This is a genomic window from Sulfitobacter sp. W074, from assembly GCF_025142275.1.
Classification (GTDB): Bacteria; Pseudomonadota; Alphaproteobacteria; order Rhodobacterales; family Rhodobacteraceae; genus Sulfitobacter; species Sulfitobacter profundi.
In genome coordinates this window covers 13,946-40,013 of sequence record NZ_CP081131.1, presented here as the reverse complement: position 1 = coordinate 40,013, position 26,068 = coordinate 13,946, and the positions used below count along the sequence as shown (strand labels likewise).

Annotated in this window: 23 protein-coding genes; 6 read left to right on the top strand and 17 right to left on the bottom strand. The window is 62.3% G+C overall.

The features are described from left to right. The first annotated feature begins 60 nt into the window (after positions 1-60). From K3762_RS17495 to K3762_RS17485, 3 genes are read left to right on the top strand one after another with little or no spacing between them, the layout of a single operon-like run. A complete protein-coding gene (locus K3762_RS17495; RefSeq protein WP_165935584.1) occupies positions 61-924 on the top strand; it encodes a 3-hydroxyacyl-CoA dehydrogenase NAD-binding domain-containing protein in 864 nt (287 codons plus the stop codon). Between the two features lie 27 nt (positions 925-951). Then, entirely contained in the window at positions 952-1,779 is an 828-nt protein-coding gene (locus K3762_RS17490; protein WP_120352393.1) for a 3-keto-5-aminohexanoate cleavage protein, read from the top strand. A gap of 38 nt (positions 1,780-1,817) precedes the next feature. Continuing rightward, the gene (locus tag K3762_RS17485) at positions 1,818-1,976 is read left to right on the top strand and encodes a peptidase M23 (RefSeq protein WP_260012960.1); all 159 of its coding nucleotides are present in this window, start codon (positions 1,818-1,820) and stop codon (positions 1,974-1,976) included. Positions 1,977-1,999: 23 nt separating this feature from the next. Here the strand turns inward: K3762_RS17485 and K3762_RS17480 are convergent, their stop codons facing one another. Both K3762_RS17480 and K3762_RS17475 read right to left on the bottom strand, forming a co-directional pair. Beyond that, positions 2,000-2,578 carry a DUF1190 domain-containing protein gene (locus K3762_RS17480; protein ID WP_067941094.1) on the bottom strand — a complete coding sequence of 193 codons (579 nt, stop codon included), beginning with the start codon at positions 2,576-2,578 and terminating at the stop codon, positions 2,000-2,002. Between the two features lie 39 nt (positions 2,579-2,617). Beyond that, positions 2,618-3,844 (bottom strand): glutathionylspermidine synthase family protein, encoded by a 1,227-nt coding sequence (locus K3762_RS17475; RefSeq protein WP_132445532.1) that lies wholly within the window; start codon positions 3,842-3,844, stop codon positions 2,618-2,620. Between the two features lie 258 nt (positions 3,845-4,102). Here K3762_RS17475 and K3762_RS17470 point away from each other — a divergent pair, with 258 nt between their 5' ends. From K3762_RS17470 to K3762_RS17460, 3 genes are read left to right on the top strand one after another with little or no spacing between them, the layout of a single operon-like run. Then, positions 4,103-4,609 (top strand): 2Fe-2S iron-sulfur cluster-binding protein, encoded by a 507-nt coding sequence (locus tag K3762_RS17470; RefSeq protein WP_132445535.1) that lies wholly within the window; start codon positions 4,103-4,105, stop codon positions 4,607-4,609. Continuing rightward, positions 4,606-5,592, top strand: a complete 987-nt coding sequence (locus K3762_RS17465) for a xanthine dehydrogenase family protein subunit M (protein WP_132445538.1) — start codon at positions 4,606-4,608, stop codon at positions 5,590-5,592. The genes K3762_RS17470 and K3762_RS17465 overlap by 4 nt, the downstream gene beginning before the upstream one ends. Then, positions 5,589-7,778 carry a xanthine dehydrogenase family protein molybdopterin-binding subunit gene (locus K3762_RS17460; protein ID WP_260012955.1) on the top strand — a complete coding sequence of 730 codons (2,190 nt, stop codon included), beginning with the start codon at positions 5,589-5,591 and terminating at the stop codon, positions 7,776-7,778. Before K3762_RS17465 ends, K3762_RS17460 begins: the two co-directional genes overlap by 4 nt. Positions 7,779-7,837: 59 nt before the next feature. On the opposite strand, the gene xylB is transcribed toward K3762_RS17460, so the two are convergent. The 15 genes from xylB to K3762_RS17385 form a co-directional block, all read right to left on the bottom strand. After that, positions 7,838-9,283 carry a xylulokinase gene (gene xylB / locus K3762_RS17455; RefSeq protein ID WP_260012953.1) on the bottom strand — a complete coding sequence of 482 codons (1,446 nt, stop codon included), beginning with the start codon at positions 9,281-9,283 and terminating at the stop codon, positions 7,838-7,840. A gap of 62 nt (positions 9,284-9,345) precedes the next feature. Beyond that, the gene (locus K3762_RS17450; protein WP_120352387.1) at positions 9,346-10,293 is read right to left on the bottom strand and encodes an ABC transporter substrate-binding protein; all 948 of its coding nucleotides are present in this window, start codon (positions 10,291-10,293) and stop codon (positions 9,346-9,348) included. Between the two features lie 33 nt (positions 10,294-10,326). Beyond that, a complete protein-coding gene (locus K3762_RS17445) occupies positions 10,327-11,325 on the bottom strand; it encodes an ABC transporter permease (RefSeq protein WP_240791628.1) in 999 nt (332 codons plus the stop codon). An 11-nt stretch (positions 11,326-11,336) separates the two neighbouring features. Continuing rightward, positions 11,337-12,854 (bottom strand): sugar ABC transporter ATP-binding protein, encoded by a 1,518-nt coding sequence (locus K3762_RS17440; RefSeq protein WP_132445547.1) that lies wholly within the window; start codon positions 12,852-12,854, stop codon positions 11,337-11,339. Beyond that, a complete protein-coding gene (locus tag K3762_RS17435) occupies positions 12,851-13,987 on the bottom strand; it encodes a Gfo/Idh/MocA family protein (protein ID WP_132445550.1) in 1,137 nt (378 codons plus the stop codon). Before K3762_RS17435 ends, K3762_RS17440 begins: the two co-directional genes overlap by 4 nt. After that, positions 13,987-15,042 carry a sugar phosphate isomerase/epimerase gene (locus K3762_RS17430; RefSeq protein ID WP_132445553.1) on the bottom strand — a complete coding sequence of 352 codons (1,056 nt, stop codon included), beginning with the start codon at positions 15,040-15,042 and terminating at the stop codon, positions 13,987-13,989. The genes K3762_RS17435 and K3762_RS17430 overlap by 1 nt, the downstream gene beginning before the upstream one ends. Before the next feature lie 22 nt (positions 15,043-15,064). Beyond that, entirely contained in the window at positions 15,065-16,360 is a 1,296-nt protein-coding gene (xylA, locus tag K3762_RS17425) for a xylose isomerase (protein ID WP_132445556.1), read from the bottom strand. Further along, the gene (locus tag K3762_RS17420; protein WP_120352382.1) at positions 16,357-17,415 is read right to left on the bottom strand and encodes a LacI family DNA-binding transcriptional regulator; all 1,059 of its coding nucleotides are present in this window, start codon (positions 17,413-17,415) and stop codon (positions 16,357-16,359) included. The genes xylA and K3762_RS17420 overlap by 4 nt, the downstream gene beginning before the upstream one ends. A 186-nt stretch (positions 17,416-17,601) precedes the next feature. Further along, positions 17,602-18,609: an ABC transporter ATP-binding protein gene (locus tag K3762_RS17415; protein WP_120352381.1), complete on the bottom strand. Its 1,008-nt coding sequence runs from the start codon at positions 18,607-18,609 to the stop codon at positions 17,602-17,604. Beyond that, complete coding sequence (locus K3762_RS17410) at positions 18,606-19,574, bottom strand: oligopeptide/dipeptide ABC transporter ATP-binding protein (protein ID WP_132445559.1); 969 nt, start codon at positions 19,572-19,574, stop codon at positions 18,606-18,608. The genes K3762_RS17415 and K3762_RS17410 overlap by 4 nt, the downstream gene beginning before the upstream one ends. Then, positions 19,574-20,488 carry an ABC transporter permease subunit gene (locus K3762_RS17405; RefSeq protein ID WP_120352379.1) on the bottom strand — a complete coding sequence of 305 codons (915 nt, stop codon included), beginning with the start codon at positions 20,486-20,488 and terminating at the stop codon, positions 19,574-19,576. The genes K3762_RS17410 and K3762_RS17405 overlap by 1 nt, the downstream gene beginning before the upstream one ends. A 1-nt stretch (position 20,489) precedes the next feature. Next, positions 20,490-21,407, bottom strand: a complete 918-nt coding sequence (gene oppB, locus K3762_RS17400; RefSeq protein WP_120352378.1) for an oligopeptide ABC transporter permease OppB — start codon at positions 21,405-21,407, stop codon at positions 20,490-20,492. 96 nt (positions 21,408-21,503) lie between these two features. Continuing rightward, positions 21,504-23,120 (bottom strand): peptide ABC transporter substrate-binding protein, encoded by a 1,617-nt coding sequence (locus K3762_RS17395; protein ID WP_120352377.1) that lies wholly within the window; start codon positions 23,118-23,120, stop codon positions 21,504-21,506. A 210-nt stretch (positions 23,121-23,330) separates the two neighbouring features. After that, positions 23,331-24,362: a trans-3-hydroxy-L-proline dehydratase gene (locus K3762_RS17390; protein WP_260012939.1), complete on the bottom strand. Its 1,032-nt coding sequence runs from the start codon at positions 24,360-24,362 to the stop codon at positions 23,331-23,333. Then, on the bottom strand, positions 24,355-26,052 hold the full coding sequence (locus tag K3762_RS17385; protein WP_132445567.1) for an aconitase X: 1,698 nt from the start codon (positions 26,050-26,052) through the stop codon (positions 24,355-24,357). The genes K3762_RS17390 and K3762_RS17385 overlap by 8 nt, the downstream gene beginning before the upstream one ends. Positions 26,053-26,068: the final 16 nt, after the last annotated feature.

Here is a 26,068-nt window from a genome sequence, read left to right as displayed (position 1 = left end):
GTTTACTTATCACCATCATCTAGTGATAAGTAAATGACTGATGTCCGGGAGGGGGATAGCATGGCCAAACGCATCATCATCGTGGGGGCTGGCACGATGGGGCAATCCATCGGCAGGCTCTTTGGCCAGCATGGCTGGACGGTACAGGCGGTCGACCCGACCGAGGCCGCGCGCGATGGGTTTCTGGCGACGGTGCCGGGATCAAGCGCCACTGCTGCGTTGGAGGACGCAGGGCAGGTGGATGTCGCGCTGGAATGCGTGCCGGAGAACCTTGCGCTCAAGCGGAAGGTGCTGGCCGCCTTGGAGGGGGTGGTGCCAGAGGGGGCGCCGATCTTGTCGAACACCTCTGGCCTGACACTCGAAGAAATGTCGGCGGACATGGCCCGGCCAGAGCGCGCCGTCATCACGCATTTCTTCAACCCCGGCGATGTGATCCCAGCCGTCGAAGTGGTCGCGGCCAAGGATGCGCCCGAAGGGCTATGTGAAGAGGTCATGACCCTGCTGCGCGGGTTGGAGCGGCGGCCCGTGCGTTTGGACCACGCGCCGCCCGGTTTCGTGGCCAATCGCATCCAACATGCCATCATGCGCGAATGCCTGCATCTGGTGGATCAAGGTGTCGCCAGCCCGGCGGAGATCGATGAGATCGTTCAGTGGTCCGTCGGTGTCCGCATGGCGCTTTCCGGCCCGTTCCGGCAGCGCGATTTGAACGGGCTGGGCACACATCTAAGCATTGCCGAATACCTCTATCCCGATCTGTGTGACCGGCACGACCCGTCGCCGACCCTCGCCAACCTGGTGGGGCAGGGGCATCTGGGCAAACGCAGCGGCAAGGGGTTTTACGACTGGCCCGCGGGGGAGGATGCGAGGGCCGCGGAGGAGGCGCTGCGCCGTGTCATCGCCCTTGCCCGCGACAGCGCCGATTAACTGATTTTCAGACAGCCGAGGACACCCATGACCGATAATCCAGCCATCATCTGCGTGGCCATCACCGGATCGCTTCCCACCAAGGCCGACAACCCGGCGGTGCCGATCGACATTACCGAACAGATCGAAAGCACCCAAGCCGCGTTTGAGGCGGGGGCGACGATCTGCCATGCCCATGTCCGCACCGCCGATGGCACCCCCACGGCAGACCCCGACCGTTTCGCGCGGCTGCAAGAGGGGCTGCGGCAGCATTGCCCCGGCATGATCGTGCAATTCTCAACCGGAGGGCGCTCGGGCGCGGGGCGAAACCGGGGCGGGATGCTGCCGCTGCGGCCCGATATGGCCTCGCTTTCCGTAGGGTCGAACAACTTTCCCAACCGCGTTTATGAAAACCCGCCTGAGCTTGTCGACTGGCTGGCGGAAGAGATGATGACCTACAGCGTGCTGCCCGAGATCGAGGTCTTCGACCTGAGCCACATCCTACAGGCCAAGGCCATGGCCGACGCGGGCAAGATCCCGGCGCGGCCCTATATTCAGTTCGTCATGGGGGTGAAAAACGCCATGCCTGCGGATCGAGACGTCTTTGATTTCTATATCCAAACGGTCAAACGGCTTTTCGGCGACATCCCGTGGTGCGCGGCCGGGATCGGGCGGCATCAGGCCGAACTTAACGCATGGTGTGCTGCAGCAGGGGGGCATCTGCGCACCGGGCTGGAGGATAATATTCGGATGGACAAACAGACCCTTGCGCCCTCCAATGCCGCCCTCGTCACCCGCGCGGCAGAGATCTGCGCCGAGGCGGGTCGCCCTGTCGCCACGCCGCAGCAGGCGCGTGAGATTTTGGGGCTGGGTTGAGGCCACAAGGGCCAACGCAATAGATTAAGGATATTGAAATGAAGAGACTGACATTCGCCCTTACCACTTTCGCAGGCCCATTGGCGGCGCATGAGGGCGTGCATGTGCATCCCCATGGCCACGATCCCTTTTGGGGCGTGGCGGTGCTGGCGCTGGCGGTTGCGATCCTTGCGGCGGCGGTGATGCGCCGCAGGTAGGCGTGGGACTGCCCTAGTGCCCGTCAGCCACCAAAACCGCGCGAGCCACCCGAACGGCCAAAACCGCCACGCGATGCGGCAGTGGCGCGGGTCATCGGGGTTTTGCCGATGGTGGTGCTGGGCCGGGTGAATTGCGACGTGCCAAGCTTGGCCGCGCCGCGATTGGTTGAATAGGTGCTGGAGCGTGCCGCATTGGTAAAGCGGCCATCCTTCGTTTTATACAGCGGCTGTGCCGCCGCCATACCTGCGCGATTGCTCATCATATTGCCGATCAGGTAGCCCGCCAGCAGGGGCATGAAAATCCCGCCCGATCCACTTTGGGTTGCCGTCTGTTCCGAGCCGCAGGCGTCTGCGCCATGCTGCTCTTCGCAGACCTCTAGGCTGTCATAGCGCGGTGCGGATTCCACATGGAGGGTCTGGGCCGCGTCAAAGGCGGTTTCGCATTGTTGCTGGGTGTACATTCCGCCGCTTGAGGCATCCGCCAGACAGCTTTGCAGGTCGGGAAAGGCAGCGGCATCGACCTTTTCCTCCTCACATCCGGCGAGGGTAAAGGCGGCGGCACCGACGATGGCGATGGAAACCCGTTTCGAGCGTTTGGTCATGATGGTCGTCTTTCTGCCAAGGGGCGGCGGGGCATAGCGTTATGCGAGAATATAGTGCGGTTTGAAGCGGGACAAATCCTGCGTGATGCGCGAGCGGTCCTCGCGGATACCGATGCCCGCGCAACTTTCGCCCACGATCCAAGACCCGATAACGGGGCGAAATCCGTCAAATTCGGGCAGGGGGGCATAGGCTTGAACGATGCGCGGATGTTCGGCGTAGTCTAAGTTTTTCGACTGTTCGATGACCTTGCCGGATTGGTGGATCGAGACCGACGCCCCTTCGCGCGAGAGGATTGGCTTGCGCACATGCGCTGCTGCCAGATCCGCGGCGGCACGGTCAAAGGCCTCGGCGCAGGCGGGGGCGGCGGGGCCGCGCCCGGCGAGCGCGTCTGCCACATCCGCCTCAAAAAACGCGGGCAGCAGATTGGGGTGGCCTTCGAACATCTGCCAAAGCACGGGCAGCAGCCCTTTGTTGGACAGAAGCGCTTTCCACGCAGGCTCCAGAAACAGGCAGCCTGACCCAGCGATATGTGACGCGTAGTCGTCCCGCAACAGGTCTTCCCACGGGTAAAGCTTGAACAACACAGCGATGCGGCGGTCTTGATCGTCTAGGAATTGACCGTCCTCGCTCAGCGCGATCTTGTCGAGGTCACAGTAATGCGCACCAAGGCCCGCCTCACGCGCGGCCCACCCCATGGCTTCGACGGTGCCGTAGTCTTCGGGGTTGTCGGCGACAGCGGTGAAATGCAGGTCGCTGTCGGGCTCAAAAACCTCGGCAAATCGGGCGACCAATGCCTCATGGATGCCGTTGAACTGATCCGTGCCTTCGGGCAAAACGCCCGCCTTTAACTGATCCTCAAGCCACTGCCACTGGAAGGCCGCGCTTTCGTAGAGCGAGGTTGGCGTGTCGGCGTTATACTCCAGCAGCTTGGCCGGGCGCGCGCCGTCATAGGCCAGATCGAAACGCCCGTAGATCTCAGGGTCGCCCCGCCGCCAGCTTTCGGCCACGAGGTCGCGATGCGCTTCTGGAATGGCAAGCTGCGCCATCAATTCTTCGCTGGCAATGATCTCTGCCACGGCCTCGCGGCACATGGCGTGCAACTCGGTCGAGGGGTCTTCGATGTCGTTCTCGATCTGCTCAAGCGACAGCGCATAGGCCGAGGTTTCGTCCCAATAGGGCTCACCATGCATATCGGCGAAGGTAAAGCCGACCTCTTCGGCATGGGCGCGCCAATCGGGTCTTTCGGGCAATGTGGTCTTTTGCAACGGTTCGCTCCCCCCGGGTTTCGCCTCCGCTTCTAATCGGCTTTGGCCCAAGCGGCCAGAGGCGGGACGGTTTAACGCGGCTATCGGCAGAAGTGTCGCTTGTAATCATCATTATGTAATAGAAGGCCGCGCGCCCCAAGGCTTCCGCTTCCGCCGCCCTCAACCGCTTGCCGCCCAACTTCGCCGCCCTACGTCCCGCAGCAGCCGATAGCCGGAGGATTCTGCCCCTTCGCTCCCATTTAGCCAAAGGAATTTGCCGTGGAAACGAAATTGACCATTAATGGCACCGAGCAGCGGCTGGATCTTGATCCCCGCACAACGCTTTTGGATGCCCTGCGCCACCACCTTGGACTGACCGGCAGCAAGAAGGGCTGCGATCACGGGCAATGCGGCGCCTGCACGGTCATGGTGAACGGTCGCCGGATCAACGCCTGCCTGACATTGGCCTGTATGCATGACGGTGATGAAGTCACGACGATCGAAGGCATCGGCCAGCCCGGCAACCTCAGCCCGCTGCAAGAGGCTTTTGTCAGCGAAGACGGGTTTCAGTGCGGCTATTGCACCCCCGGTCAGATCTGCTCGGCCACCGCGATGCTTGAGGAAATCTCAAACGGGTGGCCCAGCCATGTGACCGATGATCTGAGCGGCAAGGCCGACCTGACGCCCGAAGAAATCTCGGAACGGATGAGCGGCAACCTCTGCCGCTGTTCGGCCTATCCCAATATCGTCGAGGCGATCCGCAAAGCCGCGGGAGAAAACGCATGAGACCTTTTGACTATACCCGCGCCGAAGACACAGAAGCCGCAGCGCGCCAAGCGGCGGGCGGTGGCACTTTCATCGCCGGGGGCACCAACCTTTTGGACCTGATGAAACTAGAGGTCATGACCCCCGAGGCGCTGATCGACATCAACCGTCTGGACCTTGCCGAGATCGAAGAGACCGACGACGGCGGGCTGCGCGTCGGGGCCTTGGTGACCAACAGCGATCTGGCCAATGACGCCCGCGTGCGCGAAGGCTGGCCAGTGCTGAGCCGCGCGCTGCTGGCCGGGGCCAGCGGGCAGCTGCGCAACAAGGCGACGACGGGGGGCAATCTGCTGCAACGCACGCGGTGTCTGTATTTCTACGACCGCGCCATGCCCTGCAACAAACGTGAGCCGGGCACGGGCTGTTCGGCGAAAGACGGGTTTAACCGCATCCTCGCCGTGCTGGGCACGTCGGAGCATTGCATCGCCACCCATCCCAGCGACATGGCCGTGGCCATGCGCGCCCTTGGGGCCGAGGTGGAGACGCTGAAAGAGGATGGAAGCACGCGCCGCCTGACGCTGGATGATCTCTATCTTCTGCCGGGAGACCGCCCCGATCAAGAGACCGTTCTTGAAGCGGGCGAGTTGATCACCGCTGTGGTCTTGCCCGCGCCCGTCGAGGGCAAACAGACCTACCGCAAAGTGCGGGATCGGGCCTCTTATGCCTTCGCGCTGGTCTCGGTCGCAGGGATCGTTGATATCGAAGACGGGCGGATCACCCGCGCCGATCTGGCCTTTGGCGGGCTGGCACCGAAACCTTGGCGGAATGCTGAGGTTGAGGACCTGCTGACCGGTGAAACGCCATCGGAAGACCTGTTCAACAAAGCCGCCGACCTGCTGCTGGCCGAGGCCAAAGGCTACGGCGCGAATGATTTCAAAATCCCCCTCGCCCGCCGCACGCTGGTGTCGGTGCTAGGCGAACTCACTGAGGAGGCCCAGCAATGACCGAGCAATTCAAGATGGACGCGCCCGCCACCGCACGCAGGCTTGATGAAATGGCGCAGGGTCTTGTCGGTGCGCCGCTTGACCGCCCCGAGGGGCCGCTGAAAGTCACCGGCACGGCGACCTATGCCAACGAATGGCAGGTCGAGGGGATGGTGCATGGCGTGATGGTCCGCGCCCCGGGCAACAGTGGCCGCGTGGTTTTGGCCAACCGGGATGACGTGGCGAAGATGCCGGGCGTCTTGGCCGTGATCCAAGACGAACGCCTGCTGCGTAACCCCGCCCAAGGCACCGCGAACAAAGCCCCGATTCAGGGGCCGGATCACGCCTCCTATCTTGGGCAGTTGATCGCGGTTGTGGTTGCCGAAGGCTTTGAACAGGCCCGCCATGCGGCGCAATCGCTGAAGGTGGAACTTGAAAACGGCGAGGTCATGCCGGTCGATCCCGCAACGGCGGCGGTTGAACCGCAAGAGGCGAAAACGCTGGATCAGGGCGATCTGGATGGGGCGATGCAGGAGGCCGCGTTTTCGGTCGATGTGACCTATACCACCCCGTCGCATTCCAGCTCCCCGATGGAGCCGCATGCCTCTATCGCGTCGTGGGACGGCGATGACCTGACCCTGCGCGGCAGCTATCAGATGCTGAAATACAACCGCAATGAGCTGTCGGACGCGCTTGGTATTCACCCCGACCGGCTGCGCATTCTGTCCCCCTATGTCGGTGGCGGCTTTGGCTCGAAACTCGGGATCGCCCCCGAGGCGGTCGCGGCGGCGATTGCGGCAAAAGAAGTGGGCCGCCCGGTCTCTGTCGCCCTCCAACGGCCGCAGGTCTATGAGGCGACGATGCGCAGGTCAGAGACCACGCAGCGTGTACGGCTTGCCGCCGATGCCGAGGGGAAGTTGACCGGTCTGGGCCATGACGCGCGCGTGTCCAACCTGCCCGGAGAGACCTTTGCCGAGCCGGTTTTGCAAGCCTCGCATTTCCTCTATGCCGGGGCGAACCGCAAGATGTCGATGGATCTGGCACGGGTGCACCGCCTCTGCGCAGGCTCTGTCCGCGCGCCGGGCGAAGCGGTGGGCGTCACCGTTTTCGAGGGCGCGATGGATGAGCTGGCCGACAAGATCGGCATGGACCCGGTCGAACTGCGCCGCCGCAACATCCCCGAAAAAGACCCCGAAAGCGGCAAAGACTTCTCTTCCCGTCGTTTCCGTGAGGCGCTTGACAGCGGGGCCGAGACCTTTGGCTGGGCCGACCGCCCCGGCATCAAGGAACGGCGCGAGGGCGAATGGCTGATCGGATACGGCATGGCCTCGGCGGCGCGGATCAACGTGCTGATGGAGAGCCAAGCCCGCGTGACGCTGATGCCCGATGGCCGCCTGCGGGTCGAGACGGATATGACCGATATCGGCACCGGCACCTATGCGATCTTGGGGCAAATCGCGGGCGATATGATGGGTCTGCCGCGCGATGCCGTGGATGTGGTCTTGGGCGATACCACCCTGCCTCCGGCCTCTGGCTCTGGCGGGTCGTGGGGCGCGTCGTCGAGCGGCACCTCCGTCTATCTGGCCTGTGAGGCGATCCGCAAACAATTGGCCGAGCGGCTGGAGGTGGACGAAAATGACCTGACGCTGAAAGATGGCATGGCCACTTTCGACAATCAGACCCGGAGCCTGAGCGAGATCCTGAACGGCGATGAGCTCGCAAAGCTTGGCCATGTGCTGCCCGGCGACACTTCCGAGGCGGTGCGGCAGGCGACATTCGGTGCCTATTTCGCCGAAGTCGCGGTGCATGCCGCCTCGGGCGAGACGCGGGTGCGGCGGATGCACGGCACTTTCGCCGCAGGGCGGATCCTGAATGCCAAGACGGCGCGCTCGCAATGTCTGGGCGGGATGACCTTTGGCATCGGCATCGCGCTGACCGAGGAGTTGGCCTTTGACCCGCGCGACGGGCATGTGGCCAACCACAACTTGGCCGAATACCACATTCCGGTGAACGCCGACGTGCCACAGCTGACCGTCGATCTGCTGGAGGAACGTGACGATTGGGCGAACCCGCTGCAGGCGAAAGGGATCGGTGAGTTGGGCATCTGCGGCGCGGCCGCGGCGATCACCAATGCGATCTACAACGCCACCGGGGTGCGGGTGCGCGACTATCCCGCCACCTTGGACAAGGTGATTGCGGGGATGTGATCGATGACGGGGCGGCCCATTGGTCGCCCCTTGCTCTGTCTATCATTATGATCTGGTGGTCAGCGCGTCTGACCCCCCGTCCACGCCTGTCTGTAGGCCGCGTAGCTTTTTGCATAGGCCCCTTCAAGCGCGGGGTTCGGGGCGATGCTTTTGCGGATCTTTGGGGGGTGTATCACCTCGGCCTGCGCCGCGTCACTGCCACCCAGCATGGCCAGCCGCGCCGCGCCAAGCGCCGCCCCCTGCGCACCGCTTTCCGGCACGTCGAGGGTCAGGCCGGTGATGTCGGCGATCATCTGCAACCATGTCTCTGAATGGCTGCCCCCGCCCGCCACGCAAACACGCTCTGGCAGGGAGCCACATTGCTCCAGTGCGCGACAGCAGTCTGCAAAGGCAAATCCGACCCCCTCCATCACGGCCTGCACCATGTCGTGCAACCCATGCCCCCGGCGCAGCCCGTGGAAGGCACCGGTGGCGTCGGGCGCGTTATGCGGCGTGCGTTCGCCAGAAAGATAGGGCAGGAAAGTGATGGGAGAGGGTTCGGTCGCATCCCTAACCATGCCCGCCAAGGCTGCGGGACTTTGTCCCGTGATCTGCCCCAGCCACGCCAAAGCATCCGTCGCCGATAAGATCACGCCCATCTGATGCCATGTCTCGGGCACGGCGTGGCAGAAACTATGCACCGCGTTCTCGGTGTTGCTGGCGAAACGGTCGGTCACGGTGAAAAGCACGCCCGACGTGCCGAGTGACAAAAACCCCTGCCCCGGTTGCACCAGCCCCAGCCCGACGGCGGTGGCCGCGTTGTCGCCCGCGCCCCCCGCAACGGCAACGTTGCTGACGCCCCAATCGGCGGCAAGCGCGGCCCGCAGCCCACCCGCGCGCGCACTGCCCTCGACCAAGCGAGGCATGTGATCGCGCGAAAGGTCCGTAGCGGCGAGCAATTCATCAGACCAATCGCGTTTTGCCACATCCAGCCAAAGCGTGCCCGCCGCGTCGGACATTTCCGAGACGTGTTCACCCGTCAGCCAAAGGCCGACATAGTCCTTGGGCAACAGAACTTTGCGGACCTGTTCGAAAACCTCAGGCTCATGCTTTTGCACCCACCGCAACTTGGGCGCGGTGAAACCTGCCATGACGATATTGCCGCCTAGCCCGCGAAAATCGGCGCGCGCTTCCAACTCCGCGCATTCGGCGTGGGCGCGGCCATCGTTCCACAGGATTGCCGGGCGCAGAGGCCGGTCGTTCACGTCAAGCAGCGTGGCCCCGTGCATCTGGCCCGACACGGCAATGCCGCGCAGCGCTGCGAAGTGCACAGGGGCCGCCCTGCGGACCTGCGCAATCGCGGCCTCGCAGGCGGTGATCCATGAATGGGGGTCCTGCTCGCTCCACATCGGGTGCGGGCGCTGAACCTCCAACGGGGCATGACCCTCGGCCAAGGCCCTTTGGCCTTCGTCGATCAAAAGCGCTTTGACGCCCGAGGTGCCTAGGTCCAAGCCGAGATAGGTCATGCGGTACTCATTACTTCACAGGTGGGAAAATGCCACCGGCAATCTGCCGGTGGCGATGTTCATTAGAACGGGCTGTCAGGATAGTAGAAATCCATCGCGTTCTCTTGCGTCACCAGCACCGAGCCGATCACGAATGTGCCCGAGACCGGCGCGTTGGAGGTGAGGCCCACGGCGGTCAGTTCAATCGCGGTGGCGATCATCGACGGCGGATAGGTCACATTGGCCGGGATCATCGCGTCGCCATCGGCAGTGCGTTTGATCATCTCTTTCATGCCAGCACCGCCGAGCACAAATTTCACGTCATCGCGCCCTGCGGCCTCAATCGCGGCCAGAACGCCAATCGCCATGTCATCATCCGAGGCCCAGACCGCGTCGATGTTGGGGTATTTCGACAGGAAATCCTGCATCACGGTAAAGCTGTCGTCGCGGTTCCAGTTGCCGTGCTCCATATCGAGCACGTTGATCCCGGCGCCTTCGATGGCTGTGTTGAAGCCCTCGACACGCTCGTTATCGATGGTGGTGGGGATGCCGCGCAGCACGACGATGTCGCCGCCGTCGGGCATCTGCTGGGCCATGAACTCACCCGAGACCTTGCCAAAGCCGCTGTTGTCGCCCGCGACATAGAGGTCTTGAATACCCTCGACCGACAGGCCACGGTCGACAACCGTCACCCATGCGCCGCTGTCTGCCACGGCTTGCACCGGCGGGGTCAGCGGATCGGATTCGAACGGCAGCACCACCAGCGCGTCAATGTTGCGTGTGGCCACCATGTCTTCGATGTCGTTCACCTGTTTGCCGGGGTCCGACGCGGTGGCGAGCACGAAGTCGAGATCGGGATAGACCTCTTCCAGCCGCTCGACGGTTTCCTTGGCGTGGAAGTTCATGCCCCCCGCCCAGCCGTGGGTCGCCGCCGGGATCGAGACGCCGATAACCTTGGTCTCTTGGGCAAAGGCGCCCGTACCGACAGCCGTGGCCAGCGCTGTGGCAATGAATGTTTTGGTAAATGTCATTTTTGCTCCTCCCATGAAGCGTTCAACTACGGCTTAAAGCGCCGTCTTCCTTTCGCGCTGTAGGATCACAGCGAGAATAATGATAATCCCTTGGATCGCCCCATTGAGATATGGCGACACGAAATCAGTAAGGTTCAGGATATTGCCGATTAGGCTTAGGATCAGCACGCCGATGACGGTGCCCCAGACCCGGCCAAAGCCACCCTTCAAAACCGTGCCGCCGATGATCACCGCGGCGATGGCCTCAAGCTCCCACAGCACCCCGGTAGAGGCCGAAGCAGACCCAAGCCGTGGCACATACATGATCGTCGCAACGCCGACCAAAATGCCCAAGGCCGCGTAAGAGATTAGCCGCGTGCGTTTCACGTTCACATTTGAATAATGCGCGACATTCTCGTTCGATCCGGTGGCCGCACAATGGCGCCCGTAGACAGACCGCGACATGATGATCTCACCGATGATCACAACCAGCGCAAAGACGATGATCGGCCAACTGATCCCGAGAATGCCGTCGAAGTAGACGGGCCGGTAGAAGGTCCGCAAACCAAAGTCGAGCGACAGCGTGCCCCCATCGGCAAGCCATGTCACCAGCGACCGGTAAATCCCCATCGACCCCAGGGTGACGATAAAGGCTTCGATCCCGAGAGTGGTGATCAAAAAGCCATTCAACAGCCCCGCCAGCAGCCCCGCGACGATGGCGGTGAGCATCCCCAGCAGAATAATAGGCACGCCGATGCCTAGACTGGGCAACGCCGCATTCATCACCAAAATCATTAGCCCCGCAATAAAGGCCGCCATTGAGCCAACCGAAAGGTCGAGGCCGCCAGCGGTGATGACAAAGGTCATGCCCACCGCGATGATCCCGATAAAGGCCGACCGTGCCAAGACGTTGGTGATGTTCGCCGCGCTCAGGAAGTTAGAGTTCATTAGCGCGCCGATCAACAGCAAGACGACCAAGGCGATGATCGGCCCGAGGACGGACATCGACGGCATCCGGAAGCTTTTGGTGTGAGGTGTGGTTACATCTGTCATCTTCGGTTTCCTTAGGCCGTCATCGGCATTTGTTCGGCGCGCAGCCCCATCGAGAGGCGCACAATCGCGTCTTCCGTGATCTCGCCTGCGTTCAGCGTGCCGCTGACCTCGCCCAACCGCATGACCATCACACGGTCGGCAAGGCCGATGAGTTCGGGCATTTCAGAGGTGATCACGATGATCGCATGACCCTGATCAGCCAAGTTGCGCAAGAAGGCATAGATTTGTTGTTTGGTGCCAATGTCGATGCCGCGGGTCGGCTCATCTACGATCAGGATGCGCGGTTCAGAGAGCATGATTTTGGCCAGCAAAAGCTTTTGCTGGTTGCCGCCTGACATATTGCCGACACGCACATCGCGGCTGCCTGCGCGAATGTCGAATTCTTTGATCGCATGGGTCAGCGCCGTTTCCTCGGCACCCCGATCGATCAAGAAACCGCCGAATTTATGCAGGTTTTGCAGCGTCAGGTTCTCGCGCATACCGCGTTCCAGCAGCAGCCCCCGCAGCTTGCGGTCTTCGGTGAGGTAGCAAAGCCCGGCCCGCTGCGCGTCACTGGGTTGTTTGAAATAAACCTGCTCGCCAAAGAGTGTCACGCGATCGACGCGCGCCGCCCGCAGTCCCGCCAGACCCTCCATCAGTTCCGTCCGGCCCGAACCGATCAGCCCACCAATCCCCAGTATCTCGCCTTGCCGGAGCGAAAAGGACACGTTGTTGGCGCAACCCGGCACGCTGAGGTTTTCGACCGAAAGCACCACCGGCGCGTCTGCGGGGACGCCGGGTTTTGGCGGGTAAAGATCAGACACATCGCGGCCCACCATGGCGGTCGCCATCTCATCTTCGGTGATCTCTGCCGTGGGGCTGGATTGCACCACTTCGCCATCGCGCATGATGGTGACATGGTCCGAGATCTCGGCGACCTCATCAAGCTTATGTGACGTAAACAGAACCGCCGTACCCGCTGCCCGCAGCGCCGCGACCTGTTTGAACAACATATCCGTCTCACGTTTGGTCAACACCGCCGTCGGCTCGTCCATGATCAACACCCGCGCATCGCGCGACAGGGCTTTGGCGATCTCGACCATCTGTTTGTCGGAGTTCGACAGAGTGGATACGCGCGCATCAGGGGAAACGTCGCAAGCCACGCGGTCTAGATACTCTCGCGTGCGGCGCCGCATCTCGGCTTTATCAAGCAATGGGCCACGCTTTAGCTCTCGGCCCAGAAAGATATTCTGCTCAACCGTCAACGGTTCGGCCAAATTGAACTCTTGGTGGATCATCACGATCCCGGCCACCTCGCCATCGTGCAGGCTGTCGAACCGGGCGGGCGCGCCGTCCAATTGTACATCCCCTTGCGTGGGCAGTTGATAGCCCGCCATGATCTTCATCGTGGTGGATTTGCCCGCCCCATTCTCGCCAATCAGCGCGTGAACGGTGCCCGGCTCCAGCGCGAGGGTCACACCATGCAACACCTCGATCGAGCCGAAGCTTTTGCTCACATTGCGCAGGGCAAGAACGGGGTTGGGTGTCATAGCTTGGTCCACGCCGCGTCGTTGGCCGAAGACGTCACGCATGCATTGATGAACCGCATTCCGTCCATCCCCGCCGCGATGCCGGGCAGCACGCCCATGGCGCTTTCGCGGCTCGCCCCGCCCTGCACCGCGCGGATCGCATCGGCGGCTTCGTTATAGATTGTGGCGAACCCTTCGAGGTAGCCTTCGGGGTGGCCACCGGGAATGCGACTCACCGACTGCGAGGCTTCCGATGCCCCGGCCCCGTTGCGGGTGATCAGACGTTTGGGTTCGCCAAGCGGCGTGAACCACAGGTAGTTGGGATCTTCTTGCGACCATTCCAGACCGCCCTTTTCACCGTAAACCCGCAGCTTCAGCGCGTTTTCGTTACCGGGGGCCACTTGGCTTGACCACAGCATACCCCGCGCGCCACCAGCAAAACGCAGCATCATATGCGCGTTGTCATCGAGCTTGCGCCCCGCGCCCCAGCTTTGCAGATCGGCGGCGATGCTTTCGACCTGCAAGCCGCTTACAAAGCACGCAAGGTTATGCGCATGAGTGCCGATGTCGCCCACCGAGCCACCAGCGCCAGAGCGTGCGGGATCGGTGCGCCATTCGGCTTGCTTGACGCCTTCGTTCTCCATCGGCGCGGTTAGCCAATCCTGCGGGTACTCTGCCTGAACGATGCGAATATCGCCCAGATCGCCCGCTTCGATCATTGCCCGCGCTTGGCGGATCATCGGGTAGCCGGTGTAGTTATGGGTGAGAATGAAAAGCGCGTCGGCCTCGGCCACCGCCGACTCCAACGCCTCTGCATCCTCCAGCGTGGAGGTCAGCGGCTTGTCGCAAATCACGTGAATGCCCTTGGCCAAAAACGCCTTGGCGGCAGCCGCATGGACGTAGTTGGGCGTGACGATCGACACCGCCTCGATCCCGTCTTCGCGGGCGGCTTCGGCCTCCGCCATCTCTTCGAAACTGCCGTAGGACCGCGGAATGCCCAAAGCCTCTGCACTGGCGGCGGATTTCTCAGGGGTCGAAGACAGCGCGCCCGCTATCAGATCGAACCGGTCGTCGATGCGCGAAGCGATGCGGTGCACCCCGCCGATAAAGGCGTCATTGCCGCCGCCCACCATGCCAAGTCGAATACGTGCCATCAGTCGATCCCCAGCATCTTGCGGTTTGCCGCCTCATCAGTGCCGCCATCGGCGAAATCGTCAAAGGCCTTGTCCGTCACGCGGATGATATGATCCTTGACGAACTGCGCCCCTTCGCGCGCGCCGTCTTCGGGGTGTTTCAGGCAGCATTCCCATTCAACCACGGCCCAACCATCGAAATCATTGGCGGCCATTTTGGAAAAGACCGCGCCGAAATCAACCTGACCATCGCCCAGCGACCGAAACCGCCCGGCGCGGTCCGTCCAGCTTTGGTAGCCTGAATAGACCCCCTGCCGACCCGTCGGATTGAACTCCGCATCCTTGACGTGGAACATCTTGATCCGGTCTTTGTAGATGTCGATGTTATCAATATAATCGAGGCATTGCAGCACGTAGTGGCTGGGATCGTAGAGCATATTGGCCCGCGCGTGATTGCCCGTGCGTTCCAAGAACATCTCATAAGTGATGCCGTCATGCAGGTCTTCGCCGGGATGGATCTCATAGCAGACATCGACACCGCAGTCTTCGGCGTGGTTCAGGATCGGCAGCCAACGCGCGGCCAGCTCGTCAAAGGCCGTTTCGATCAGCCCCGCAGGGCGCTGCGGCCAAGGATAGACGTAAGGCCACGCCAGCGCGCCCGAAAAGGTCGCATGTGCGCCAATCCCCATATTCTTGGACGCCGAAAGCGCCATCTTTACCTGCTCGACGGCCCATTCCTGACGCGCCTTGGGATTGCCGCGCACTTCCTCTACGGCGAAGCCGTCAAAGGCGGTGTCATAGGCCGGGTGCACCGCGACCAACTGGCCCTGAAGGTGGGTCGAAAGTTCGGTGACCTCTACGCCGTTCTCGATTGCCTTGCCCTTGAATTCGTCGCAGTAATCTTTGCTCGACGCGGCTTTGGCCAAGTCGATCAGCCGTGCGTCCCAACTGGGCACCTGCACACCCTTATAGCCACAATCGGCAGCCCATTTGGTGATGCTGTCCCAAGAATTAAACGGCGCTTCGTCGCCTGCAAACTGCGCCAGAAACAGCGCTGGTCCCTTGATCGTTTTCATGGTGGTCCTCCCTTTCCCCGGCTTAAACGAACCGGTTCACGATATTCTCCAGAATTTCCTGCCGGCCCGAGCGGGGCTGCGGATTGATGCCGTCTTTGGCAACCTGTGCCGCGATGCTGGCCAGATCGCTTTCCAGCATCGCCTTGGCGTCGGGGCTCTCCCACCCCGCGTAGCGTTCATCGCGCATGGCCTCGAGCGTGCCATCCTCCAACATCGCGACGGCGGCTTTGAAGCCCCGCGCGCAGACATCCATCGCGCCTGCATGGGCCGCGACCAGATCGATCGGGTCAAGCGATTGCCGCCGCAGCTTGGCGTCGAAGTTGGTGCCGCCGGTGGTGAACCCGCCCGCTTTGAGCACCTCGTAATAGGCCAGCGCGACCTCGGGGACGTTGTTGGGGAACTGGTCCGTGTCCCAGCCCGATTGATAGTCGTTGCGGTTCATGTCGATGGAGCCGAAGATCCCCAGAGAGGACGCCAGCGCCAATTCATGTTCGAACGAATGGCCCGCAAGGATCGCGTGGCCCTGTTCGATGTTCATCTGAACCTCGCCCTCCAGCCCGAACTCCTTAAGGAAACCATAGACGGTCGCGACATCGAAATCATACTGGTGTTTGGTGGGCTCCTGCGGCTTCGGCTCCACCAGAATGGCACCTTTGAAGCCGATCTTGTGTTTGTACTCCACCGCCATCTGCAAGAACCGTCCGGCCTGCTGGCGCTCGCGTTTCAGGTCGGTGTTGAGCAGGGTTTCATAGCCCTCGCGCCCGCCCCAAAGCACATAGTTCTGACCGTCCAACTTGTGGGTCGCATCCATACAGGCTTTGACCGTCGCCGCGGACCAGGCAAAAATCTCCGGGTCGGGGTTGGTGGCCGCGCCTGACATAAAGCGGCGGTGACCGAAGAGGTTCGCGGTGCCCCAAAGCAGCTTGGTCTTGGAGCTTTCCATCTTGGTGCCGAGATAATCGATGATCTCTTCGAAATTGCGCAGGCTCTCGGCAAAGGTATCGCCCTCGGGGCGGATATCGGCGTCATGCCAGCAAAAGTAGGGCGCGTTCAGCAGGTCGAACATTTCAAACGCCACATCGGCCTTGAGCCGTGCCATGTCCATCGTCTCGCCAAACCACGGGCGGTCAAATGTCTGGCCGCCGAAGGGATCGCCGCCGGGCCACGCAAAGGAATGCCAATAGGCCACAGCAAAGCGCAGGTGGTCTTCCATCCGTTTGCCCATGACCACTTCGTCAGGATTGTAGTGGCGAAAGGCCAGGTCAGACCCTTCTGGATCATAGGACAGGGGCTTAATATCTTTAAAGAAATCACTCATGTATCTTGGGCCTTCATCTGATCGGTCAAAGCGTCGGCGGGCAGATTGTCCCGCACATAAATCGTCGGCACGAGTTCCGGCATCGGCGGCAGGTCTTTCGCGTCAATCAGGGCGCGCAGCACGGTGAACGCGCGGTTGATTTCCACGTCAGGCCGCTGGTCGATGACCAGATCAATCTGCCGCTCCATCAGTGCTTGGCGGGAATGGGCGACAAGCTCATGCACCACGCAAAAGGGGCGTGTCCCCTGCCCGCCGCGAAGGGCGGCGATCAGGCCGCTGTTGCCCGCGCCAACGTTGTAAAGCGCCGTCAGCCCTTGCTGGGTCAGGACCTCTTGCGTCTGCGCCTGAAGCACCTGCGCATCGTCCTTGGTCATGATCGGATCGAGCACCGTAACCTGCGGAAAATCAGCGTTGAGCACTTCGCGAAATCCGGTAAGGCGCTCCGCGTGGTCACGCGCGTCGAGCGAGCCTGCAAAGGTCTGCACCTGCCCGCCCTGCCCGCCATGGGCAAGGCCCACCATCCGCCCGGCAGTGCGCCCGGCGGCGATATTGTCGATGCCGATATAGGCCGCGCGGGCGGCGCGGGGCAGGTCGGAGACAAGGCCCACCACAGCCACCCCTTTGGCGCGCAATTCGGCCAAGGGTGCCTCAAGCGCAGCGCTTTGCAGCCCGACGATGGCGACACCGTCAAAATCACGCTCAAGCAGGGCCGAGATACTGTCTTGCAGCCCTTCCACCGCGAAGGCTGCGACCTCGATCACCTCGGCGGTCACACGCTCGCTGACGTGATGGGCGGCGGCGTGGTCGATGTGCTGGCGGATACGGTTGAAGAAAGCGTTGGAGCCGCGGGGGATCAAAAACGCGAGCCGGTAGATCCGACCGCGCGACAGGTTGGCCGCCGCGACATTGCGCACATAGCCAAGAGAGGTGACCGCCTCGCGCACCTTGGCGATGGACTTGTCGGCCACATTGCCGCGGTTGTTGATCACCCGGTCCGCGGTTGCATAGCTCACCCCGGCAGCGCGTGCGACATCGCTCAGCGTTGGACTTGTCATGATCCCTCCCCCATCGCACCAACCCTCCCAAGCGGCGCGTCTTGACCCTATCTATGAGGATATTTTGATATACGTCAATCATTTTTGATAGACGTATATCATTTTTGCAGAATGCAAAGCCGCCGCGGGGTTCTAAGGCGGCAGGTAAAGCGTTATTATAAAGGGATTTAAACCGACAGCAGGGCGTCAGCGCCCTACGGCCACTTCATTTTCCTGCATCGGGCCGGGGTGAATGCAGGCCACCTGATGCGCGCCCCGCCCCGGTTCTGGCACCACCTCAGCGCAATCGGCCTGCACGCGCGGGCAGCGGCCCCGGAAAACACAGCCCGAGGGCGGGTTCATCGGGGAGGGCATATCGCCCGTCATCGGCACGATCTGCTTGGCGCGTTCGGCCACGGGGTCGGGGATCGGCACCGCCGAAAGCAACGCCTGCGTATAGGGGTGCTGCGGGTTGTCGTAGAGCTGCGCCTTGGGGGCCTTTTCCATGATGCGGCCCAGATAGAGCACCATGACCTCGTCCGAGATGTTTTTCACCACGCTGAGGTCATGGGCGATAAAGATCATCGCCAGCCCCAGATCGCGTTGCAGCTCCTTCAGCAACTCAATCACCTGCGCTTGGATCGACACATCAAGCGCCGAGACCGGCTCATCGCAGATCAGCAACTTCGGCTCCACGATCAGGGCACGGGCAATGCCGATGCGTTGGCACTGGCCGCCCGAGAACTCATGCGGGTAGCGGTTGATCATCTGCGGCAGCAGACCCACGCGCTCCATCATCTGCGCGACACGGGCGCGGCGTTCCTTGGCAGAGATCTCGGGCCGGTGCGTGCGCAGCGGCTCTGCGATAATCTGGCCCAGCGTCATGCGGGGGTTGAGCGAGGCCAGAGGGTCTTGAAACACCATCTGGATCTCAGAACGGTAGGGTTTCATCTGCCGGGGGGAGAGTGACAGCAGGTCCGTCTCTCCGCGCCAGTTCACCTGCCCCGTCGCCGGGACCATTTGGATCAAACCCCGCGCGAGGGTGGATTTACCACAGCCGGATTCGCCAACCACGCCAAGCGTTTTGCCCGGCTCCAGATCAAAGCTCACCCCGTTCACCGCGTGCAGATAGCGCGGTTTCGTCCAAGGCATGTCGCCAGCGCGGGTGATGGGGAAACGAACGTGGAGATCGCGCACTGAGAGAAGCGGGCTCATGCGGTGACCTCCGCAATCGGACGGTGGCAGGCACGGGCGCGGCCTTCGGCAAAAGGCGCAAGTGGCGGCATCACGCGGCAATCCTCACCGGCGTAGGTGCAGCGCGGGCGGAAAGGGCAGCCCTCGGGCGGGGCGGCCATGTTGGGCGGGTTGCCGGGGATCGCCTTCATGGTGGCGTCTTGGTCATCGACCCGCGGCACGGCAGCCAGAAGGCCACGGGTGTAGGGGTGCGTCGGTTGCGCGAAAAGCGGCTCGGTCGGGCCCTGCTCCATCACGCGGCCACCGTACATCACCAGCACCCGCTCGCAGAACCCCGCGACGACGCCAAGGTCATGGGTGATGAGGATCGTGGCCATGCCGAAATCCTTTTGCAGATCACCCAGCAGGTCCATGATCTGCGCCTGCACCGTCACGTCGAGCGCGGTGGTCGGCTCATCCGCGATCAGCAGGTCGGGTTTGCACAGCAGCGACATGGCGATCATCACCCGCTGGCGCATCCCGCCGGAGAACTCGTGCGGGAAGAGGCGGATGCGCTCCTTGGCTGCGGGGATCTTTACTGCGTCCAACATCCGCACCGACTCCGCCAGTGCGTCGCGTTTGGACATGCCTTTGTGCAGGGTCAGCACCTCGGTCATCTGGTCCGCGATGCGCATGTAAGGATTGAGCGAGGTCATCGGATCTTGAAAAATCATCGCAATCCGCTCAGCCCGGAGTTTGTTCAGCACCTTGGGTTTGGCGCCCAAAATCTCTTGCCCGTCAAACCGGACCGAGCCAGCGGTGCGCCCGTTCGGCGCGAGCAGGCCCATGATCGAAAAGGCGGTCTGCGATTTGCCCGAGCCGCTTTCGCCGACGATGCCCAAGGTCTCACCCCGGCTGATCGACAGCGACAGGTCATTGACCGCATGCACGGGGCCATCTTCGCCGTCGAAGGTGACAGAGAGCTTGTCGATTTCCAGCAGAGACATCAGCGATCCTTGGGGTCGAGGGCGTCACGCAATCCGTCGCCGATAAAGAACAGGCCAAAGAGCGTGAGACAGAAGAACAGCAGCGGGAAACCCAACTGCCAAGTGGTGCCATAGGCGATGGTCCCCGCCCCTTCGGAGATCAGCGCCCCGAGGGAGGTCAGCGGCTCCTGAATGCCAAGCCCGAGGAAAGAGATGAAGCTTTCCGTCAGGATCATCAGCGGGACCAGCAGCGTGGCATATACCGCGATGACGCCCAAGAGGTTGGGCACGATATGGCGCAGGATGATGACCGGGGCCGAAACGCCGGTGGCGCGGGCAGCCTCAACAAACTCGCGGCCCTTGATGGTCAGCGTCTGGCCCCGCACGATGCGGGCCATCTCCATCCATGAAATCAGCCCGACGCCCGCAAAAAGAATGGTGATCGAACGGCCATACATCACCAAGAGCAGGATCAGCACGAACATGTAAGGCACGGCCATGAAGATATCGACGAGCCGCATCATGATGCTGTCGGTGCGCCCGCCGAAGTAGCCCGCCACCGCGCCGTAAAGCGTGCCGACCACACAGGCAATCAACGCGCCGACAAGGCCCACCGCGAGGCTGATCTGCGTGCCTTGCACGGTGCGGGCGAACAAATCGCGCCCCAGATCGTCGGTGCCAAAGTAATGGCCGCTTTCAATCGACGGCCCACCCAATTCGACGATCTGGCCCATGACGTTGTAGTCCAATTCCTCGTTCGACCATTGCGCAAAGCTGTTGCCGAAAAGCGCAAAGACCACGACGAAGCCGAGGATTACCAGACCCATCAGCGCCGCCTTGTTGCGGAAAAACCGCCGCCGCGCATCGGCCCAAGGGGAACGCCCCTTGCCCGCAATCTCGCTGGCTTCGACCCGTTGTTCGGATGTCATCACCATGTCAGTACCGGATCTTGGGGTCGATCCACCCGTAGAGGATATCGACCACGAGGTTAAAGAAGATGGTCAGCGCGCCCACGAGGATCGTCACCCCCATCATCACCGCGTAGTCGCGGTTGAGCGCTGAATCGACGAAAGCCTTGCCGATGCCGCCGGTGGAGAAATAGATATCGACCACCACAGAGCCGGTGATCATCGCCACGAAAGCGGGGCCCAGATAGGAAATCACTGGCAGCATCGCGGGTTTCAGCGCATGGCGCAGGATCACCCGGCGTTCGGGCAGCCCCTTGGCGCGCGCGGTGCGGATGTGGTTCGAGGTCAGCACCTCAAGCATCGACGAGCGGGTGATCCGCGCAATCGAGGCCATGAAGGATGTCGACAGCGCGATCACCGGCATGATCCAATACTCCGGCCCTTGCCACCCGCCCCCGGGCAACCAACCAAGCCAGAGCGTAAAGACCAGCACCAAGATCGGCGCCATGACGAAATTCGGCAGCACCTGCGCCCCGATGGAAACCCCAACCGCGACATAATCGAGCAGCGAGTTGTGCCGCACCGCTGCGGCCACGCCAAGGCCAACGCCGACGATCACTGCGACAGCAAAGGACAACAGCCCATAGGTCAGCGTAATCGGGAAACCTTGGGCGATGATCTCATTCACCGAACGGTCTTTGTAAACAAAGCTCGGCCCGAAATCGAACTCGGTCACGATGCCCCAAACATAGCTGCCGATCTGCTTCCAAAGCGGATCATCCAGCCCGTATTTCGCATTGAGGTTCGCCAGCACCTGCGGCGGCAATTCACGCTCTGATGTGAAGGGCCCACCGGGGGCGGAATGCATCAGCAGAAAGGAGATGACGATCAGCACAAGCAGCGTCGGAACAGCGATGGCAAGGCGCTTGAGGATGTAACTGAGCAAGAGGCGCGCGCTCCGGATACGGGGGGGTTGAGGGGGGGGCAAAATGGAATCGGGCAGCCCGTGCCTTAACCGCCGGGCTGCCCGAATGTCGAGAGGTTACTCCGCGGTACGATAGAGGTCTTTGCCGTACCACGTGTTGTTGACGTTATTCTCGGGCAGACCTTCGATGTCTTCCGCGATCATGTCGACGTTGGCGTAGTGGTAGATCGGGATGATCGGCATTTCCTCGGCCAAGATACGCTCCGCATCTTTGTAAAGCGGCTGCGGGTCTTCGGCGGTTTTGCTGTCCTTCATGAGCTTGTCATAAGCGTCATTGTAGAACTCGCCGTTGTTGTGGCCCGAATATGAGGTCAGCAGATCGAGGTAGGTCGAGGCCTCGTTGTAGTCGCCGCACCATGCATAGCGCGCCATGTCGTAGTCTTGGCGCTGCATGCGGTCGGTGTGGACCTTCCACTCATAGTTATCCAGCGTGAGGTTCACGCCGATCTGCTTGAGCATCTGCGAGGCCGCGATGGCGATCTTTTTGTGATCTTCCGATGTGTTGTACTGCAGCGTCAGGTCCAGCGGGTTGTCGGGGCCATAGCCCGCCTCGGCCAACAGTTCCTTGGCCTTTTCCACGCGCTGCGCCTGATCCATATTGTCGGCCCAATCCAACTCGGGACGCTCGAAATCGGCGATCGCCCAGTGGGTCCAGTTGTACGACGGCTTCTGACCGCCTTGCAGGATACGCTCGACAATGATGTCGCGGTCGATGGCATAGGCCAAGGCTTTGCGTACATTGACGTTTTTCAGCGCCTCGGGGCCCTTTTCCCCTACGTTCAGCATGTAGATATACGAGCAGTTATAGGGGGTTGAGACCGCCTGTTCGGGGTATTCTTTCTTCAGACGCGGGTACTGCCCGGCGGGGATATCCACGCGGTCCAACTCACCCGCCAGATAGCGGGTCAGCGCTTGGTTCACGTCATTGATCGTGAGCGCGGTGATCTTCTCCATCACCACGTTGTCGGTATCCCAATAGGTGTCGTTCTTCTCCATCACGACACGTTCGCCCAACTGATGCTCGACCAGTTTATAAGCGCCGTTGCCGACGAGCGTGCCCGCATCGGTCCAATCGTCGCCATGCTCTTCCACCACGCTTTGCAGCACGGGGAAGGTCGACCCATGCACCAGCATCTGCGGGAAATAGGGCAGCGGCGTGGTGATCTTGACCTCAAGCGTGTGGTCGTCGACGGCTTGGATGCCCAATTCCTCGGGCGACTTGTCCCCGGCGATGATCTCAGGCGCGTTTTCGACCTGCATCAACTCCATATACCATGCGTATTCCGACGCGGTCGCCGGGTCCGCCAAACGGCGCCAAGAATAGACGAAATCATTGGCCGTGACCGGATCACCATTGGACCATTTGGCGTCTTTGCGCAGGTTGAACGTATAGGTCTTGCCGTCTTCGGAGACCTCATGATCCAGCGCCACACCGGGGACCAGTTCGCCATTGCCGTCTTCGTTATAAAGCCCTTCAAAGAGGTTGCGCAGCACGTCCGAACCTTCGACATCGGTGTTGATCTGCGGGTCCATCGACTTGATCGCGTCAAGCAGCCAGAAGGTATAGCTTTGATCTTCGGCAAGGTTCACACCCTCGGGGACATCGGCGGCTTGGGCCTGAAACGCAAGGCTGAGCGCCAATGCGGAGGATGCAAGTGTGGTGCGTAGCTTCATGGTGACTCTCCGTTGTTTGAAAGTTCGTGTTCTGATTGAAAAGTAATCAATCGAAAACCAAGTGCACATGCAAGACGTTGCCTCGCGTCAGCCAAGGACGGCGGCTTCGCGCCGAGGCGGCGCGGCGGTAGCGCGGCGAATATCCACCCCGCGCCCCGCCCCCACTCAGGCCGGGGGATCGGGGTTCAATTTGGCGAAAGGGATGGGCGCCTAACCGCGTGCCCCCCAAGTGTCGGACAGTCGGTAGCCGCCGGGCCACGGGTCATCGGGGTCTAGCATGTGCTGGTGGATGCCTGTGACCCAGCCCCGCCCAGAGAGTTCGGGAAGGATCGCCGGATGATCGCCCACGCGCGTCTCGCCCAAGATCCGCCCGGTAAAGGTCGAGCCGATCAGCGAGACCGTGGTCAGGCTGTCCTCCACCCCCATTTCCCCCCGCGCATGCAGCAGCGCCATCCGCGCGCAGAGCGCCGTGCCCGTGGGGGAGCGATCGACCTTGCCCGGCTGGATTGCCACCGCCGCCCCGGCGCGCAGACCGGTCGCGTCGCGGGTGACTGGCCCGGCAAAAAGGCAGAAAGAGAAGTGCTGCCAATCGGGGTTCTCGGGATGCTCAAACCGCATCGCGGCATTCGCGGCATTGGTGATCCGCACGCCGAGGCGGGCGATGTCATGGGCCTCATGCGCCTCTAGCGAAAACCCCATCGCGGCGGCGTCGACGACCACGAAACTATCCCCGCCATAGGCGGTATCGACGGTGAGCCGGCCCAGCCCTTCGACTTCAAGCGGCACATCCAACCGGGCTGCAAAGCTCGGCAGGTTCTGCACGAAAATACGCTCCGCCTTGCCATTGCGACATTCCGCGCGGACCTTCACCAGCCCGCCCGGCGCTTCGAGCGTTAGCTCCGTCACCGGCTCGGTCATCGGCAGGATCCCCCCGTCGAGCAAGACGGTCGACACGCAGATCGAGTTGGAGCCCGACATCGGCGGCGTGTCCTCCGGCTCCATGATGATAAAGGCTGCATCGGCGCGCGGGTCTTTCGGCGGGACGAGCAGGTTCACATGGCGAAACACCCCGCCGCGCGGCTCGTTCAGCACGAAGTTGCGCAGCGTCTGGTCCCGCGCGATCCAACGGCTTTGCTCCCAAAGCGTGTCGCCGGGGGGCGGGGTGACACCGCCGACGATCACATCGCCGACTTCGCCCTCGGCATGGGCCGAGATCACATGAACGGTCTTGCTGCTACGCATTGTTAGTCTCCTTTGCGGCCAGCCATGTCGGCAACGCCTCCCCGGCCTGCCCGGTCACGGCGGCCTTAACGCAATCGGCGATACTGCCAAAGCGCACCGCACGGCCCGAAAGGCCCGGGGCGTAATGGGCATATTTGCCCGAGTTGGTCATCAACACCTTGGTCGAGGGCGGGAAGACCGGCTCGGAAATCGAGCACCAGCAGATGTCGGGCACGACCTGCACCCCTGCCGCTTCGAGCCGCGCCACGGTGCCGTCGTCGCGCGCCGCCGTGAGCGTGTCATGCCCAAGGGTAACGATAACCGCCGTGTCTGGGTGACGTTTTCGCCCGGCCAGAGCCGCATCCAAAGCTCGGCATTCCGCGAGCGAGAAATGCGGGCTGCCGAAGGCCACGAGATCGACCTGCGCAGGCCCCGCGTTGAATTGCCGCCAGACACGGCGCAGGTCTTGGGGCGTGATGCGCAGCGTATCGGCCTCGGCCACGGGGGGCAGATCGGCTTCGGGCGTGACGCCTGCCACATGCAGCATCGGCGCGGCGGAGGTGGTGCCAAAGGCGGCGCAGAGCGCTTTGAGGTCATCCTCGTTCGGCGCAGCGGTTTCCAGCCCGCGCAGCAGCGGGATCCGGTCCGGTGCCGCCTGCCCCGCCAGCCAGCCGAGCATCGGCCAGATCGCCTCGTTATATTGCGCGGGCAATGCCACATCGATCACCCGGCGTGGGGCGCGGTGGTCATCCAGATAGACCCCCGAAAGCGGCGCGCGTGCGGTCAGCGCGATGCACAGGTCGAGGAAATCGGGATGTTTCACCGTTCGCGCGCCAAGCACGCTATTGGCATAGATCACCGCGTTGGATTCCGACCATGCGATAAACTCGCCGCGCTCGGGCGGGGCGGGCAGTTGGTAGGGCGCGCAGGTGAAACTGGGCCGCGCGCCCATGGTGACATAAGCATCGGCCAGACGGCTGGCGGGCAGGCCGAAATTCGGCGGCACGCCCTGCGCGCGCCAGTTGCCGTGGTCGACCGAGATGGCATTCATCGTCGTTGGCACCCGCACCTGCGAGCCCATATCGGCCATGGTCTGGGCAAAAAGCAGATTGGCCGGGCTGGCGTAGATGCAGCCGTCGATATGCACGCGGGTCACGTCGACCAGCCTCTCGGCCCCCTGCCCGCGCGCCATGGTGCAGATGATCTCCATCGCCAGTTGAACTGCCGGGCCGTGGGCTCCGCCCAGCATTGCTTGATCCTCAGCGGTGAGATGCAGATCGCGGGCGGGCCTGTCGGACAGCGGCAAGTCCCACTCATCCGTGCTCAGCATCTCCGGCGTAATCCGCGCGCTGCGCGCTTTGGCGAGCAGGTCGTAGTCCTTTGCGCCGAGGCGCAGTACCGCGAGCGGCTTGTCGAACATTTTGCCCGCGATCAGCGCCCCCAAGGTCAGGATGTCTTCGGCCTCGCGGAAAACCAAGGCGGCGGGCGCATGGCCATTCAGCGCCAGTTCCAACAAGACGCCACTGCCGGTGCAGGAGCCGCGGCTGGTCGGCATCAACACGATCTTCCCTGCTAGCGATTGTCCACAGAGCGGGTGATGCGCGTCGATGACCTTGCCATCGGCCGGATCGACGCCGCCCCAGAAGCTCAACCCCTCGGACGAGACGAGCACCGCGCCTTGGGCCTCGGCGGGAACGATGATTTGCGCCATGGGGAGCCTTTCCAAG